The organism is Bradyrhizobium brasilense, from assembly GCF_029714345.1.
In the GTDB taxonomy this organism is placed as follows: Bacteria; Pseudomonadota; Alphaproteobacteria; order Rhizobiales; family Xanthobacteraceae; genus Bradyrhizobium; species Bradyrhizobium australafricanum.
Map to the genome: position 1 here is coordinate 1,293,892 of NZ_CP121669.1, position 14,123 is coordinate 1,308,014.

The following is a 14,123-nucleotide window of genomic DNA, read 5'->3' on the forward strand; positions in this document are numbered from 1 at the left end:
GTGCCTTCTTCTGCGCCGCTGCTGAGAATCTGGCATACGTCACGCTTTTGACCAATACATGCCCTAGCTGGCCTTCCGCGCCGCCAGCGCGTCCGCGACCGCGCTGCGGATATCGGCCACCGAGAACGGTTTCGTCACCACGTCATGCACGATCGCCTCGAGGCCGGAGGCGCGCTCGCGCTGATGGGCGAAGCCGGTCATCAGCAGGATCTTCAACGCAGGGAAGTCACGCGCCGCGGTCAGCGCCAGTGCGATGCCGTCCATGACGGGCATCTGGATGTCGGTGAGCAGAAGGTCGAACGCGCCTTCGTCGCGCGTCAGTACCTCCAGCGCCTCGGCGCCGTCCTGCGCGGTCACGGTTTCGTGGCCGTCCATGGCGATGGCGCGCGCCACCAGCGAGCGCATCGAGTCTTCGTCGTCGGCGATCAGAACACGCGTCATGGTGATTGGTCGGTTCCCGATGGAGTTGACCGGCGGCTCACGCGCGGCTGCCGGTGAGATCACGCTTGTTGAAGAAGCGTACGTCGATATTGCGGCCTTCGGGCGGCGGCGAGGCGAGGCGCGACTTGAAGAAGGCCCGCTCGCCGGGATTGAGCACCGGCTGCTCCAGCACGGCGTTCCAGGCGTAGATTTCGGCGCCCTGCGCGTCGCGGACCGAGAAGCGCAGCCGCGGCAATTCGACCGGCTTCCTGGTCTGGCCGACGATCATGCCCTCGATCACCAGCACCGGCTTGCCGTCCACGGTCTCGTTGGTGATCTTGAGATCCTTGAAGGCGAGCCCGCGCAAATTCACGTCGAGCCCGGCCATCTTGTAGAACAGCGCGGTCTGCGGCAGCAGCCGCACCACGTCGTTGCGCCAGACGAACAGCGCGATGACCAGCGCGGCCATGGCGCCGCAGGTGGTCGGCAGGGCGCCGATCACGGGCATGAACGGAATTCGGGGCAGGGCGGGCAGTCGGAACAGGCGGGGAAGCCGGGGCAGGCGGAAGCGCCCACTGGTTCCGGCGTCCCCGGCGTCGGCATGGGCGGCGGCATCGGCCTCGGCCAGCGCCGGCCATTCCGTGACGGCGTCGCTGCCCTCGGCGGGCAAATCGGCCGAAATCGAGGGGCTCTCGACCACCGGGGTCGCGTCAGCCTCCTCCCGGCCCATGGCCTCCCATTCGGCGGCGAGATCGGAACCGGCGGACTGATAGGCCAAAGTGGGCGCGGTCGCCCCGATGGCGTCCTCCGGCCGGGCCAGCCAGACCTCCCGGCAGCGGGAACAACGGACGGTACGTCCGGCCTCGCCCAAGGTGGCCGGATTGATGGCGTAGGATGTTGTACAATGCGGGCAAACAATATGCATGGAGGCCGAATCTCCACCGTGTGGATGCCCGGATGCTACTTAGCGACCGTTAACGAATCGGAAACCATAACCGAAGCACAAGCTTTCTGTGCGGTTCGCGGACGCTCGGCCGAAGTTCGGGCCGTCTGCGCCGTCGGTGTGGGGTATTGGGCCATCGGCCCTCTCGAACGGAGCTAGCGCATTGGTTCGGTTCGAAAATGTCGGTCTGCGCTACGGGCTCGGCCCGGAGATTTTGCGCGACCTCTCGTTCATGATCCCGGCGCACTCGTTCCAGTTCCTCACCGGGCCGTCGGGCGCGGGCAAGACCTCGCTGCTGCGGCTCCTGTTCCTGTCGTTGCGGCCGACCCGCGGGCTGGTCAATCTGTTCGGCAAGGATGTCTCGCTGCTGAGCAAGGACCAGGTCGCCGACCTGCGCAAGCGGATCGGCATCGTGCTGCAGGATTTTCGCCTGCTCGATCACATGACCACCTATGAGAACGTCGCGCTGCCGTTCCGCGTGATGGGCCGCGAGGAATCGAGCTATCGCCGAGAGGTGATCGATCTTTTGAAATGGGTCGGCCTCGGCGAGCGCATGGATGCGCTGCCGCCGATCCTGTCGGGCGGCGAGAAGCAGCGCGCCGCGATCGCGCGCGCGGTGATCTCGCGGCCGCAACTGCTGTTGGCGGACGAGCCGACCGGCAGCGTCGATCCGACGCTCGGGCGCCGCCTGCTGCGGCTGTTCATCGAGCTCAACAAATCCGGCACCGCGGTCATCATCGCGACCCACGACATCACGTTGATGGATCAATACGAGGCGCGGCGGCTGGTGCTGCATCAGGGACGGCTGCACATCTATGAATAGAGGCGGCGACGAGAAAGTATCGTTGGTCGATCTCGGGCGCGAACGCCCGCAGGTCCCGGCCACCGCGCGCAACATGTCGCCGATCGTGCCGCGCGCCTCGATCTCGGGCCGTGCGCTGGTCGCGGTCGTCGCGATCATGACCTTCCTCGCCTCGCTGACAACGGGCACCGTGCTCTTGGTCAGCGCGTCAGCCGCCGAATGGCAGTCGGAAGTATCGAGCGAGATCACCATCCAGGTGCGCCCCTCGCCGGGCCGCGATCTCGATCGCGACGCGCAGGCCGCGGTGGAGGCGATGCGGGCGCAGCCCGGCATTCTCGAGGTCCGTCCGTTCAGCAGGGAGGAATCCGCCAAGCTGCTGGAGCCATGGCTCGGCAGCGGGCTCTCGATCGACGAACTGCCGGTGCCGCGCGTCATCGTGGCGCGGGTGCAGCCCGGCACCACGCTCGATCTTGCCGGCTTACGCGCGCGGGTGACCCAGGCGGCGCCGACCGCAAGCGTCGACGATCACCGCGCCTGGATCGAGCGAATGCGCTCGATGACCGGCGCCACGACGTTCGCCGGCGTCGGCATCCTCATCCTCGTGATCATCGCAACCATCATCTCGGTGTCGTTCGCGACCCGCGGCGCGATGGCCGCCAACCGCCCGATCGTCGAGGTGCTGCATTTCGTCGGCGCCGGCGACAGCTTCATCGCCAACCGCTTCCTGCGGCATTTCCTTCGGCTCGGCCTCGAAGGCGGGCTGATCGGTGGCGGTGCGGCGATGCTGGCGTTCGGCTTCTCCGAGTCGATCGCCAACTGGTTCTCCGGCACGCCGGTGGGCGACCAGTTCGCGGCCCTGCTCGGCACGTTCTCGCTGCGTCCGTCGGGCTATCTGGTGCTGGCGATGCAGGCGGTGCTGATCGCGGCGATCACCGCGTGGGCATCGCGGCGCACCCTGTTTGCCACGCTCGACGACATCGACTGACGGCGCCGCGAAACTCGAAATCATGGCGCCGCCTCGTGATTGCATTTCGTCGCCCAAGTGTGAATTCGCGCGCATGCACGCGGCTGGTCCCGGGGAAAACCGGTTTCCACTTTTCCGGATCATGCTTTAAAATCGCCCGGGGGGAAGGATAACCGCATCACATGAGTTTGCAGTCCGACGATACGTCGCCGAATGGCTTTGCCGCGCGCCCGCGCGGCTGGCTGCGCGCCGTTATCGTCGCGCCGCTGGCGCTTGCCTTCGTCGCCGCGGCGGTCGGCTTTGTCGGCTTCCTCTCGCAATTGCGCGGCGTCGAGACCGACCCGCCGCAAAATGCCGACGGCATCGTGGTGCTGACCGGCGGCTCGTCGCGGGTGTCCGACGCCATGGAACTGTTGGCCGCCGGCTACGGCAAGCGTTTGCTGATCTCGGGCGTACATCCGACCAACGACGCCAGCGACATTTCCCGCTCGGTGCCGGACAGCAAGGGGCTGATGAGCTGTTGCGTCGATCTCGACCGCTCGGCGCTCAACACCCGCAGCAACGCGGCGGAGACGCGGCGCTGGGCGCGCGAGCGCGGCTTCAAGTCGCTGATCGTGGTGACCTCGAACTACCACATGCCGCGGGCGATCGTGGAACTGTCACATGCAATGCCCGACGTGACGCTGATCCCGTTCGCCGTGGTCGGCGAGAAATGGCGCGACGAGCCGTGGTGGACGAGTGGCGCGACGTTCCGTCTCTTGCTATCGGAATACGCCAAATATGTCGCCGCGGAGATGCGGGTGCGGCTGGCCGATCTCGGCCTCGACCTGACCTCCGATCTCGCCGAGCCGGCTGCCGCGCCACGCCGCCCGGCGACGGCGCAGGCGAATTAGGACCAAGGGTGAAATGATTTTCCTGCGCTCGCTGATCTTCAACGTGCTGTTCTATCTGGTGCTGGTGGCGCTCTGCATCGTCGCGCTGCCGGCGCTGCTACTGCCGCGGGGGGCGTTGATGGCGCTCGAAGCCGCGTGGGCCAACATCAGCCTGTTCCTGATGCGCGTGATCTGCAACATCAGGATCGAGTTTCGCGGCATCGAGAAGATTCCGAGCGGGCCGCTGGTGGTCGCCTCGAAGCACCAGTCGTTCTGGGAGACGTTCGCGCTTGTGCGCTTCTTCGAGCATCCGTTGTTCATCCTGAAGCGCGAGCTGATGATGATCCCGGTGTTCGGCTGGTACCTCAAGAAAGTCGGCATGATCTCGGTCGAGCGCGGCGGCGGTCCGCGCTCGCTGATCAAGACGCTGAAGCGCGCCGCGGTCGAGGTGAAGCTCGGCCGGCAGCTTGTGATCTTCCCCGAGGGCACCCGCACCGCGCCCGGTGCGGCGCCGAACTACAAGGCCGGCGTCGCGCAGATCTATGCCGAGAGCGGCGTGCCGTGCCTGCCGATCGCGCTCAATTCCGGGCTGTTCTGGCCGCGCCGCACCTTCATGCGCTATCCCGGCACGCTGGTGGTCGAATTCCTCGATCCGCTGCCGCCGGGATTGCCGCGCGACGAGTTCATGACCCGCCTGCGCGACCAGATCGAAACCGCCACCACCCGCATCGTCGAGGCCGGCCGCGCCGAGCAGGCTAAATTGTTCGGCGGTGTGCCGAATGCGGCGAAGGGGTAGGACGCAGCACAAGCCCTGGTGCGGTTGCTGCCGCGATTTTCGTGCCCGCGTTTCGTCGGTGCTTACAGAAATCGTCATGCCCGGGCTTGTCCCGGGCATCCACGTTTTTGGTTCGGCCCGAAGCAAGACGTGGATGGCCGGGCATAGGCAAGCTGAAGCGACGCCGTCCTTCGGGCGGCTGCCCGGCCCATGACGATGCGGTGAATTACCGTATCGCGAATGGCGTCGCCACTACTGACCGGCCGCCGCGTCGGTGTTGAAGGTCTCGCCTTGCGGCACCCAACTCTTGCCGTCGAACGTTGCGATCTGCATCTGCGTGAACGGCGCATAGCGGTCCGGCCGCGTCGAGATGGCGATGCCGGGCAGCAGCAGCGGCGCGACCACCTTGTTGAGGTTGGTTGCCTGCTTCAGCAAATTCTCGCGCGTCAGATCGTCGCCGCACATCTCGATGACCTTCGCCGTCATATAGGCCGAGATGTAGCCGGTGACGTTGCTGCCGTCGGCGATGTCGCCTTGCGGATACCACTTCGCCAGGAATTCCTTGAACTCCTTCACGTCGGCGGCGTTCTCCCAGGTGGGATCGGTCGGCGTCTTGAACGCCAGCGCGGTCAATAATCCCTTCGAAGCTTCGATGCCGGCCGGCTCCATGACGCCCTTGATCGATGAGGAGACGCTGACCACGTAGTTCAGCGGTTTCCATCCGAGCTCGTAGACCTTGCGTATCGCCTGCGCGCCGAACTTGGGCGTCGCCATCGTGAACAGCGTGTCGGCGCCGGAGGCTTTCAGGGAAACGATCTGCGAATCGACCGTCGGATCGGAGACCTCGTAGGTCACTTCCTTGACGATCATCGTCTTCGCCTTGTCGCCGAGGCCATCCTTCAGCCCCTTGACGTAATCCTTTCCGGCATCATCGTTCTGGGAGAACACGCCGAGCTTCGCGTCGGGCTTGTTCTTCAACAGATATTTGGCGAAGATCATGCCCTCCATCTGGTAGGGCGGATAAAGCTGGGTGGTCCACGGGAAGTTCTTCGGGTCGTCCCATTTTGCCGCGCCCGTCGAAATGAAGATCTGCGGGACCTTCTTCTGGTTCAGATATTTCTGGATCGCTGAATTGGTCGGCGTGCCGATGGTGCCGATGATCGCCAGCACCTCGTCCTGTTCGACGAGGCGTCGCGTCTGCTCCACGGTCTTCGGCGGCGAATAGGCGTCGTCGAGTGAAATCAGCTTGATCTTTCGGCCGTTGACGCCGCCCTTCGCGTTGATCATCGCGTAGTAGGCTTCTTCCATGCGCCCCTGGGTGCCGTAGGCGGACGCCGGGCCGCTATAGGGCATGGTCTGGCCGATCTTCACCTCGGTATCAGTGACACCGGGGCCGTATTTCTTGTCGGCGAGGGCAGGTTGGGCGGCGGCGAGCATGAGCGCGCAGAACACTGCGCGCGAGTAACGAAACGTCATGGCGAATCTCCCCAAGTATCGGCCACGCTCTTCGGCGTGTGCCGTAGACGCTCATGATCGCTGCTCCACCCTGCACGTCAAGTGCGACAGCTCGGCGCGCGGGTGCCGTCGTACCTCTGTCCGTCCGAGAGCGGTGAAGCAAGCGATGTCAGTGCGGAAAACTCACCGCATCACGAACGGGTTCGCCGGCACGTCGGTCGCGGTCGAGATCCAGACGCTCTTGGTCTCCTGATATTCGCGGACCGCGTCGATGCCGCTTTCGCGGCCGACGCCGGAGTGCTTCATGCCGCCGAACGGCATCATGTAGCTGATGGCCCGGTAGGTGTTCACCCACACGGTGCCGGCGCGCAGCTGCTTCGGCACGCGGATGGCGCGCGCGAGATCCTTGGTCCAGATGCCGGCGGCGAGGCCGTAGATCGTGTCGTTGGCGATCCGGATGGCATCCTCCTCGGTGTCGAAGGAGATGATCGACAGCACCGGCCCGAACACCTCCTCGCGCGCGATCCGCATGGTGTTGTCGACGTCGGTGAAGATGGTCGGTTCGACGAACTGGCCGCCCTTGATGCCGTCGCCGGAGGCCGGCTTGCCGCCGAGCAGGCAGCGCGCGCCCTCGGCTTTCGCGATGTCGATATAGTCGAGCACCTTCTTGTACTGCGCCGGCGTCGTGATCGGGCCGACATTGGTGTCTGACTGCATCGGGTCGCCGATCTTGGCGGACTTTGCCAGCTCCAGCACCCGCGCGACGAATTTCTCCTTGATCGAGCTCTGCACCAGAAGGCGCGATCCGGCGATGCAGGTCTGCCCCGTGGCGGCGAAGATGCCGGAGATCGCGCCAGCCGCGGCGGCGGTGAGGTCGGCGTCCTCGAACACGATGTTGGGCGACTTGCCGCCGAGCTCGAGCGAGACGCGCTTCAGGCTCTTGGCCGCGGTCTCGTAGACCTTTGCGCCGGTCGTGTCGGATCCCGTGAAGGTGATCTTGGCGACGCCGGGATGGGCGATCAGCGCGGAGCCGGCCTCGGGACCGAAGCCGGTCACCACGTTGAAGATGCCGTCGGGAATTCCGGCTTCCTTGGTCAGCGCGGCGAATTCCAGCGTGCTGGCCGAGGTGAATTCCGACGGCTTGACGACCACGGCGCAACCGGCGGCGAGCGCGGCGGCGCATTTCCAGGCGACGAACAGCAGCGGCGAATTCCATGCGGTCAGCGCCGCGACCACCCCGACCGGCTCATGGGTCGTGTAGGCAAAGGTCTCCGCCTTGTCGATCGGCACCAGGCCTCCCTCGAGCTTGTCGACGAGCCCGCCGAAATACCACCACCACTCCGGATGGTAGCGCAGCTGGCCGAGCATCTCGGCCATCAGCTTGCCGTTGTCGCGCACCTCGATCTCGGCAAGGCGCTCGGCATTGGCCGCGACGAGGTCGCCGAGCTTGCGCATCACCTTGCCGCGTGCGGAGGCCGTCATCTTCGCCCAGGGGCCGCGCCACATCGCCTCATTGGCTGATTTCACCGCCTTGTCGGCGTCGGCGGCCGTGCCGCGCGGAATCTTCGCCCAGGCCTCGCCGCGATAGGGATCGATGCTCTCGAACCATTCGCCATTGGCGGGGTCGACATACTGGCCGTTGATGTAAAGCTGATAGGTTTTCATGACATCCTCCCGCAAGTCGATGGTTCTGGTTGGCGGAACGCTATCACGCATTGCGCGACGCCGTCATAACGCAGTCGCGTGAGCCGGGTTGCAGCCGGGGCGGGCCGCTATCGGTCATGCGGCGCGGCAAGCTCGGCCGCGATGATCGCGCCGAGCGCCATGTCGCTCTGCTGACCGAAGCCATGATGCACGATGTTGCCGTCGCGGCCGATTAGGATGCTGGTCGGCGTTCCCTGCATGCCGTAGCGCTGCATGGTGACCGGGATCGGCGTGCCTTCGCCGGCCTCGTCGACGCCGATCGGGAACGTCAGCCGGTACTCGTGGATGAAAGCTTCCAGCGACACCTCCGTCATCGCCGCATGGTGCTCGAATACGGTGTGCAGCCCGATCACCTGCAGGTCCGAATGCTTGAACAGCTCGAACGCGCGCTGGGTCTGCGGCGTGCCGTGCGCGACGCAGCCGGGGCACAGCATCTGGAACGCGTGCAGCAGCACCGGCCGGCCGCGCAGCGCGGCCAGGGTCAGGGGTTCGCTAGTGTTGAACCAGCGCGACGCGGCGATTTCAGGTGCGAGAGTCACGGCTGGGTTCCTTGCGTCTGCCACCTCGCGGCAGGGTGGCAAGATCGGCGCGGGTCTGTCAACGACCCGCGGCGCTTGATGCTGCCGCCCGGCGTGCGCGGCGCGCGGCGCGGCGGCGCTGGGTCCAGAGCCTGGCACGGTCAAGATAGAGGTAGACCACCGGCGTCGTGTAGAGCGTCAGGATCTGGCTCAGGATCAGGCCGCCGAAGATCGCGATGCCGAGCGGCTGGCGCAGTTCGCTGCCTTCGCCGAGGCCGATCATCAGCGGCACCGCGCCGAACAAGGCAGCCAGCGTCGTCATCATGATCGGTCGGAAGCGCATCAGGCAGGCCTCGTAGATCGCATCGCGCGACGACAGCCCGCGCTGGCGCTCGGCATCGAGCGCGAAGTCGATCATCATGATGGCGTTCTTCTTCACGATGCCGACCAAGAGGATCACCCCGATCATGCCGATGATGTCGAAATCGGTGTGCGACAGCATCAAGGCCGCCACCGCACCGACGCCGGCCGAGGGCAAAGTGGAGAGGATGGTCAGCGGGTGGATGTAGCTCTCGTAGAGCATGCCGAGCGAGATGTAGATCGTCGCCAGCGCGGCGAGGATCAGGAACAGCTCGTTCGCCAGCGCCTGCTGGAAGATTTTCGCGGAGCCCGCAAATCCGCCGGAAATGCCCGCCGGCATGCCGAGCGCGTGCATCGCGTTCTCGATCGTGGTGGTCGCCGTGCTCAGCGAGACGCCCGGCGGCAGGTTGAACGAGATGGTGCTGGAGACCAGGAGATCCTGGTGGTTGACGGAAAGCGGCGTCTCGCCGTGCTCGAAGCGCGCGACGCTGGACAGCGGGATCATGGTCTCCGCGCTGGTGGAGACCGCGGTACCGGTCGAGGCGACGCCCTTGCCGGTGGCGCCGATCGAATTGGTGGCCTGGTTGCGCACCACATTGGCGGCGACCGCGCTGACCGAGCTTTTTTGCGAGGACGAGGCCACCGTGCCGGCCACCGCATTGGTGCTCTGCGTGCCGCTCGCCGAGCCGCCCGAGGTCGAGATATAGACCTCCTTCAGGGTCTGCGGGTCCTGCGAGAAGCGCGGCGCGACCTCCATGATCACATGATACTGGTTGCGCGCGACGAAGATGGTCGAGACCTGGCGCTGCCCGAACGCGTCATAGAGCGTGTTGTCGAGCTGGCTGACCGTGATGCCGAGCCGGCAGGCGGCGTCGCGATCGATGATCAGATTGGCTTGCAGCGCCTTGTTCTGCTGGTCGCTGTTGACGTCGGCGAGCGTCGGCTCCTTCTGCAATGCCGCGACGAGCTTCGGCGTCCACTCGTTCAGTTCCTCGAAGGTCGAGCCCTTCAGCGTGTACTGATACGCCGCGTTGCCCGAGCGTCCGCCGGCGCCGAGGTCGCCGATCGATTGCAGGAACAGCGTGGCGCCCGCGACGCTTGCCAACGGCTCGCGCAGCCGCTCGATCACCTTGTCTGCGCGCAGCCGGCGCTCGTCCATCGGCTTCAGCGAGGCGAACACGGTGCCGGTGTTGGTGCCGCCGGGACCCACGCCGCCGCCGCCGGTGAAGCCGACCGCGGTGTCGACCGCCGGATCTGACTTCACGATGTCGATGAACTGGGTCAGCTTCTGCTGCATCAGCTGGAACGAGGTGCTCTGGTCGGCCTGGATCGAGCCGACCAGCAATCCGGTGTCCTGCTGCGGCACGAAGCCCTTGGGCACCACCTTGTAGAGATGGAAGTTCAAATAGAGCGTCGAGCCGAGGATCAGCATCACCAGGAGCGGATGGCGCAGCGCGAGGCCGAGCGTCGCGCGGTAGCCGGTCAGCATCAGCTCGAAGATGCGTTCGCTGATCCGGTAGATCCGGCCGTGCGGCCGGCCCTCCTCCTTGCGCAGCAGCACCGCGCACATCATCGGCGTCGTGGTCAGCGAGACCGCCAGCGAGATCACGATCGCGATCGTGATGGTCATGGCGAACTCGCGGAACAGGCGGCCGACCAGGCCGCCCATCAGCAGGATCGGCACGAACACCGCGATCAGCGACACGCTCATCGACAGCACCGTGAAGCCGACCTCGCGGGTGCCGACCAGCGTCGCCTCGAGCCGCGACAGCCCGGCGTCCATGTGGCGGGTGATGTTCTCCAGCACCACGATGGCGTCGTCGACCACGAAGCCGGTCGCCACCGTCAGCGCCATCAGCGAGAAGATGTCGAGCGTGTAGCCGAGCAAATACATCACGGCGAAGGTCGCGATCAGCGACACGCCGACCGCCACCACCGGGACGAGCGTCGCCCGCGCATTGCGCAGGAAGGCGAACACCACCAGGATCACCAGGGCCACCGCGATCAACAGCGTGATCTCGACGTCGTGCAGCGAGGCCCGAATCGTCTTCGAGCGGTCCATCGCGAGGGTGATGTCGACCGCGGGCGAGACCGAGGCCTTCAGCTGCGGCATCAGCCCTTTCACGGTGTCGACCATCTTGATGATGTTGGCGCCCGGCTGCCGGTACACGATCATCACGACGGCCGGCTTGCCGTTGGAAAGGCCGAGCGTGCGCACATTCTCGACGGAATCGATCACGTCGCCGACGTCGGTCAGGCGCACCGCCGCGCCGTTGCGGTAGGCGACGACCAGCGGCCTGTAGTCGGCCGCCTTGCGGGCCTGGTCGTTGGCGTAGATCTGGTAGCGCTGGTTGCCGACGTCGATGCCGCCCTTCGGGCTGTGCGCATTGGCGCTACTGAGCGCGGCGCGGACGTCCTCGAGCCCGATGCCGTATTTGTACAGCGCCGGCGGGATCAGCTCGACGCGCACCGCCGGCAGCGAGCCGCCGCCGACCGAGACTTCGCCGACGCCCTCGACCTGCGACAGCTTCTGCGCCAGCACGGTCGAGGCGGCGTCATAGAGCTCGGCCGGCGTCAGCGTGTCCGAGGTCAAGGTGTAGATCAGGATCGGAGCGGAGGCCGGATTGAACTTGCGGTAGGTCGGATTGGCGCGCAGGTTGGTCGGCAGGTCCGCCCGCGCCGCGTTGATCGCCGCCTGCACGTCGCGCGCGGCGCCGTTGATGTCGCGGTCGATATCGAACTGCAGTGTGATGCGGGCGGAGCCGAGCGAGGACACCGACGTCATTTCGGTGACGCTGGCGATCTGGCCGAGATGGCGCTCGAGCGGGCTTGCCACCGTGGAGGCGACGTCGGCCGGGCTGGCGCCGGGCAGCGTCGCCTGCACCATGATGGTCGGGATGTCGACGTCGGGCAGCGGCGACACCGGCAGCTTGAAGAACGCAATGATGCCCGCCACCACGAGGCCAAGCGACAGCAGCGTGGTGCCGACCGGCCGTCGGACAAAGGGGGCGGAGAGGTTCATCGAATTTGCGAGCGCTGTTTGCGGATCAGCTTCTATCCGTCCGTGCCGGGATGCAAAAGCCTAAATGTCACAGGGCGCCGCCATACCGCCGCCGCGATTTGCCGGATGCACCGCGCCGCACGCCGAAAAACGAGGATCTGGCAACAACCCGTTTACAAAGGCTGATCGATGATGGTGGCGAAGCGCAGTCGCAAGCACTGCGCAAAGGCCAAATGAAGAAGCTCAAGGCATTCCGCAAGTCGCCGGATAGTCCGCTCGGCGAGGTCGTTAAACGACGGCTGGCCAAGCGAACTAAGTAGAGCCTCGCGACGCAGCCTTACGCATCCCGGGCATCCTGCAGCGGGTGACGCGCCGCGTGGGCATCATGCAGCATCGTCGCGAGCTGGTGCAGCTGCGTGTCGCGAAAGCCCTGCTTCTCGATTGAGGCCACTGTCGAGAGCACATAGTCGCGGTTGTTGCCGGAGCGGCCGTGGCCCTGCAGCACCAGCCGATGCTGCTCGGCGAGCGACAGCCGCCCGGCATATTGCACATGGCCGCGATCGACCACATAGGCCAGCGCGCTGACGCGCTCGCGCGCCGCATTCTCCAGCCACACCGAGCGCATCACCTCGCGATAGACGTTGGTGGTCTGCTCGCGTCCGCGCAAATAGGCGATGGTGTCGTGGCGCAGGCGGGCGGCGACGCGGAACGCGATGCCGCGGCAGGCGCCGCCGCGGTCGAGCCCGAGCACCAGGCCCGGCTTCTCCGGCGTGCCGCGGTGGTCGAACGAATAGACGCAGAGTGCGCGATGCTCGCCGATCAGCCGCGCCGGCACCTGTTCCAGGAACTCGAAGCCCGGCTTCCACATCAGTGAGCCATAGCCGAACACCCAGAGGTCGCCGTCGGTTTCGGAATGGGGAGGATTTGCTGACATCGCGCTGATGGGCTAGCAGAACGGGCCGTCGAAGCGAAGCGGATTCCGTGAAGTTTCCAAGGCTTGCTGAAGGCTCGCTCAAGGGTTGCTTGGGGCTTGTTCAAGGCCCGCGGCCGCTTAGATTTTGACAAATTCGCCCGCCAAAGGACCTGCATGTCGGATCAGACCTCCGCCCCCCGCCGCCGCTCGCGCTTCGGCCTTTATGCCGTCCCCGTCGCGGTCCTGATCGCCGCGGTTGCGTGGAGCGGCTTCTGGTTCTTCGCCGCCTCGCAGGTCGGCGTGCAGGCCGATGCCTGGCGCGCGCAGGAGGCGAAGGCCGGCCGGGTCTATGATTGCGGCGACCGTTCGGTGGCGGGCTACCCGTTCCGGTTCGAGGTCCGCTGCACCGATCCGAGCGTGATGCTGGTCTCGCAGACCGCCTCGCCGCAGATGGCGTTCGTGGCGCGGCTCGCCGAGATCCTGGTCGTGGCGCAGGTCTACGATCCCAAGCTCGTGATCGCCGAATTCAAGGGCCCGGCCACGATCGCCGAGCGCGGCGCGCAGCCGACTCTGTCGGTGAGCTGGAGCAAGGCACGCAGCAGCGTCGTCGGCCTGCCGGCGCCGCCGCAGCGCGCCTCGCTGGTGTTCGACGATCTCGCCATCGACCGCACCGGCGGCGCGGCGCCGGCCCCGCTGGCGCGGGTCAATCACATCGAGCTGCACGGCAGGCAGGTCGACGGCTCGGCGCCGGACAGTCCCGCGATCGAGACCGTGCTGCAGATTGCCGGCGGCACCCTGCAGGAGGTGCATCCGCTGCTCGCCCAGCCGTTCAACGCCGACATCCATGCGCGGCTCAACGGCCTGAAGGATTTCTCGCCGAAGCCGTGGCCGGATCGCTTCCGCGAGATCCAGGCCGCCGGCGGCAGCGTCGAGATCCAGCAGTCGCGGATCGAGCAGGGCGATGTGCTGTCGGTCGCAGCCGGCACGCTGCGCCTCAACGCGCAGGGTCGCATCGAGGGCGAATTGCAGATGACAGTCGCTGGCCTCGAGCGCGTCATCCCCGCGCTCGGCATCGACAAGATGCTGGAGGAGGGCGTTCCGCAGTCAACGCTTGATCGCGTCGCGCCCGGCGTGAAGAGCCAGGACCTCAGCAATCTGTTCGGCGCGCTGGACCGCGCCATCCCCGGTCTCGGCAAGGTGATCAAGCAGAACGCCAATGCCGGCATTTCCGCCGGCATCAATTCGCTCGGCACCGAGGCTACCCTCGAAGGCAAGAAGGCGCGCAGCTTCCCGCTGCGCTTCGCCGACGGCGCGGTGTTCTTGGGGCCGCTAAAAGTCGCGCAGATCCCGCCGCTGTTCTGAGCCGCGGCGGATTGCGCTGACGCGAACTCGCCCA

Annotated in this window: 13 protein-coding genes; 6 read left to right on the top strand and 7 right to left on the bottom strand. The window is 66.2% G+C overall.

Features of this window, described 5'->3' with window-relative positions:
- Window positions 1–63 precede the first annotated feature (63 nt).
- Window positions 64–441 (bottom strand): response regulator, encoded by a 378-nt coding sequence (locus QA635_RS05860; RefSeq protein WP_283067735.1) that lies wholly within the window; start codon window positions 439–441, stop codon window positions 64–66.
- Window positions 442–478: 37 nt separating this feature from the next.
- Window positions 479–1,345, bottom strand: a complete 867-nt coding sequence (locus tag QA635_RS05865; RefSeq protein ID WP_283067737.1) for an MJ0042-type zinc finger domain-containing protein — start codon at window positions 1,343–1,345, stop codon at window positions 479–481.
- A 181-nt stretch (window positions 1,346–1,526) separates the two neighbouring features.
- Here QA635_RS05865 and ftsE point away from each other — a divergent pair, with 181 nt between their 5' ends.
- The 4 genes from ftsE (at window position 1,527) to QA635_RS05885 (ending at window position 4,797) form a co-directional block, all read left to right on the top strand.
- Window positions 1,527–2,186 (top strand): cell division ATP-binding protein FtsE, encoded by a 660-nt coding sequence (ftsE, locus tag QA635_RS05870; protein WP_016845305.1) that lies wholly within the window; start codon window positions 1,527–1,529, stop codon window positions 2,184–2,186.
- Entirely contained in the window at window positions 2,179–3,150 is a 972-nt protein-coding gene (locus QA635_RS05875; RefSeq protein ID WP_283067740.1) for a cell division protein FtsX, read from the top strand. The genes ftsE and QA635_RS05875 overlap by 8 nt, the downstream gene beginning before the upstream one ends.
- Before the next feature lie 161 nt (window positions 3,151–3,311).
- Complete coding sequence (locus tag QA635_RS05880; protein WP_283067742.1) at window positions 3,312–4,022, top strand: YdcF family protein; 711 nt, start codon at window positions 3,312–3,314, stop codon at window positions 4,020–4,022.
- Between the two features lie 13 nt (window positions 4,023–4,035).
- The gene (locus QA635_RS05885; RefSeq protein ID WP_283067744.1) at window positions 4,036–4,797 is read left to right on the top strand and encodes a lysophospholipid acyltransferase family protein; all 762 of its coding nucleotides are present in this window, start codon (window positions 4,036–4,038) and stop codon (window positions 4,795–4,797) included.
- Between the two features lie 231 nt (window positions 4,798–5,028).
- On the opposite strand, the gene QA635_RS05890 is transcribed toward QA635_RS05885, so the two are convergent.
- From QA635_RS05890 to QA635_RS05905, 4 genes are all read right to left on the bottom strand, one after another.
- Window positions 5,029–6,252: an ABC transporter substrate-binding protein gene (locus tag QA635_RS05890; protein ID WP_283067745.1), complete on the bottom strand. Its 1,224-nt coding sequence runs from the start codon at window positions 6,250–6,252 to the stop codon at window positions 5,029–5,031.
- A gap of 162 nt (window positions 6,253–6,414) precedes the next feature.
- A complete protein-coding gene (locus QA635_RS05895) occupies window positions 6,415–7,896 on the bottom strand; it encodes an aldehyde dehydrogenase (RefSeq protein ID WP_283067746.1) in 1,482 nt (493 codons plus the stop codon).
- Window positions 7,897–8,003: 107 nt separating this feature from the next.
- Window positions 8,004–8,474, bottom strand: coding sequence for a peroxiredoxin family protein (locus QA635_RS05900; protein ID WP_283067747.1), 471 nt, complete (start codon window positions 8,472–8,474; stop codon window positions 8,004–8,006).
- 58 nt (window positions 8,475–8,532) lie between these two features.
- On the bottom strand, window positions 8,533–11,835 hold the full coding sequence (locus tag QA635_RS05905) for an efflux RND transporter permease subunit (RefSeq protein ID WP_283067750.1): 3,303 nt from the start codon (window positions 11,833–11,835) through the stop codon (window positions 8,533–8,535).
- Between the two features lie 5 nt (window positions 11,836–11,840).
- On the opposite strand from QA635_RS05905, the gene QA635_RS05910 reads away from it, so the two are divergent.
- Window positions 11,841–12,134, top strand: coding sequence for a hypothetical protein (locus QA635_RS05910; protein WP_225160498.1), 294 nt, complete (start codon window positions 11,841–11,843; stop codon window positions 12,132–12,134).
- Between the two features lie 17 nt (window positions 12,135–12,151).
- Here QA635_RS05910 and QA635_RS05915 read toward each other — a convergent pair whose 3' ends face one another.
- A complete protein-coding gene (locus tag QA635_RS05915) occupies window positions 12,152–12,748 on the bottom strand; it encodes a gamma-glutamylcyclotransferase (protein WP_283067755.1) in 597 nt (198 codons plus the stop codon).
- Between the two features lie 153 nt (window positions 12,749–12,901).
- Between QA635_RS05915 and QA635_RS05920 the strand changes: the two genes are divergently transcribed.
- The gene (locus tag QA635_RS05920; RefSeq protein WP_283067757.1) at window positions 12,902–14,089 is read left to right on the top strand and encodes a DUF2125 domain-containing protein; all 1,188 of its coding nucleotides are present in this window, start codon (window positions 12,902–12,904) and stop codon (window positions 14,087–14,089) included.
- Window positions 14,090–14,123 lie beyond the last annotated feature (34 nt).

Bases quoted from the DNA above. Each gene is read 5' to 3' on its own strand.
- QA635_RS05860 (WP_283067735.1), bottom strand. From the start codon at position 441: ATGACGCGTGTTCTGATCGCCGACGACGAAGACTCGATGCGCTCGCTG.
- QA635_RS05865 (WP_283067737.1), bottom strand. From the start codon at position 1,345: ATGCATATTGTTTGCCCGCATTGTACAACATCCTACGCCATCAATCCG.
- QA635_RS05875 (WP_283067740.1), top strand. From the start codon at position 2,179: ATGAATAGAGGCGGCGACGAGAAAGTATCGTTGGTCGATCTCGGGCGC.
- QA635_RS05880 (WP_283067742.1), top strand. From the start codon at position 3,312: ATGAGTTTGCAGTCCGACGATACGTCGCCGAATGGCTTTGCCGCGCGC.
- QA635_RS05885 (WP_283067744.1), top strand. From the start codon at position 4,036: ATGATTTTCCTGCGCTCGCTGATCTTCAACGTGCTGTTCTATCTGGTG.
- QA635_RS05890 (WP_283067745.1), bottom strand. From the start codon at position 6,252: ATGACGTTTCGTTACTCGCGCGCAGTGTTCTGCGCGCTCATGCTCGCC.
- QA635_RS05895 (WP_283067746.1), bottom strand. From the start codon at position 7,896: ATGAAAACCTATCAGCTTTACATCAACGGCCAGTATGTCGACCCCGCC.
- QA635_RS05905 (WP_283067750.1), bottom strand. From the start codon at position 11,835: ATGAACCTCTCCGCCCCCTTTGTCCGACGGCCGGTCGGCACCACGCTG.
- QA635_RS05915 (WP_283067755.1), bottom strand. From the start codon at position 12,748: ATGTCAGCAAATCCTCCCCATTCCGAAACCGACGGCGACCTCTGGGTG.
- QA635_RS05920 (WP_283067757.1), top strand. From the start codon at position 12,902: ATGTCGGATCAGACCTCCGCCCCCCGCCGCCGCTCGCGCTTCGGCCTT.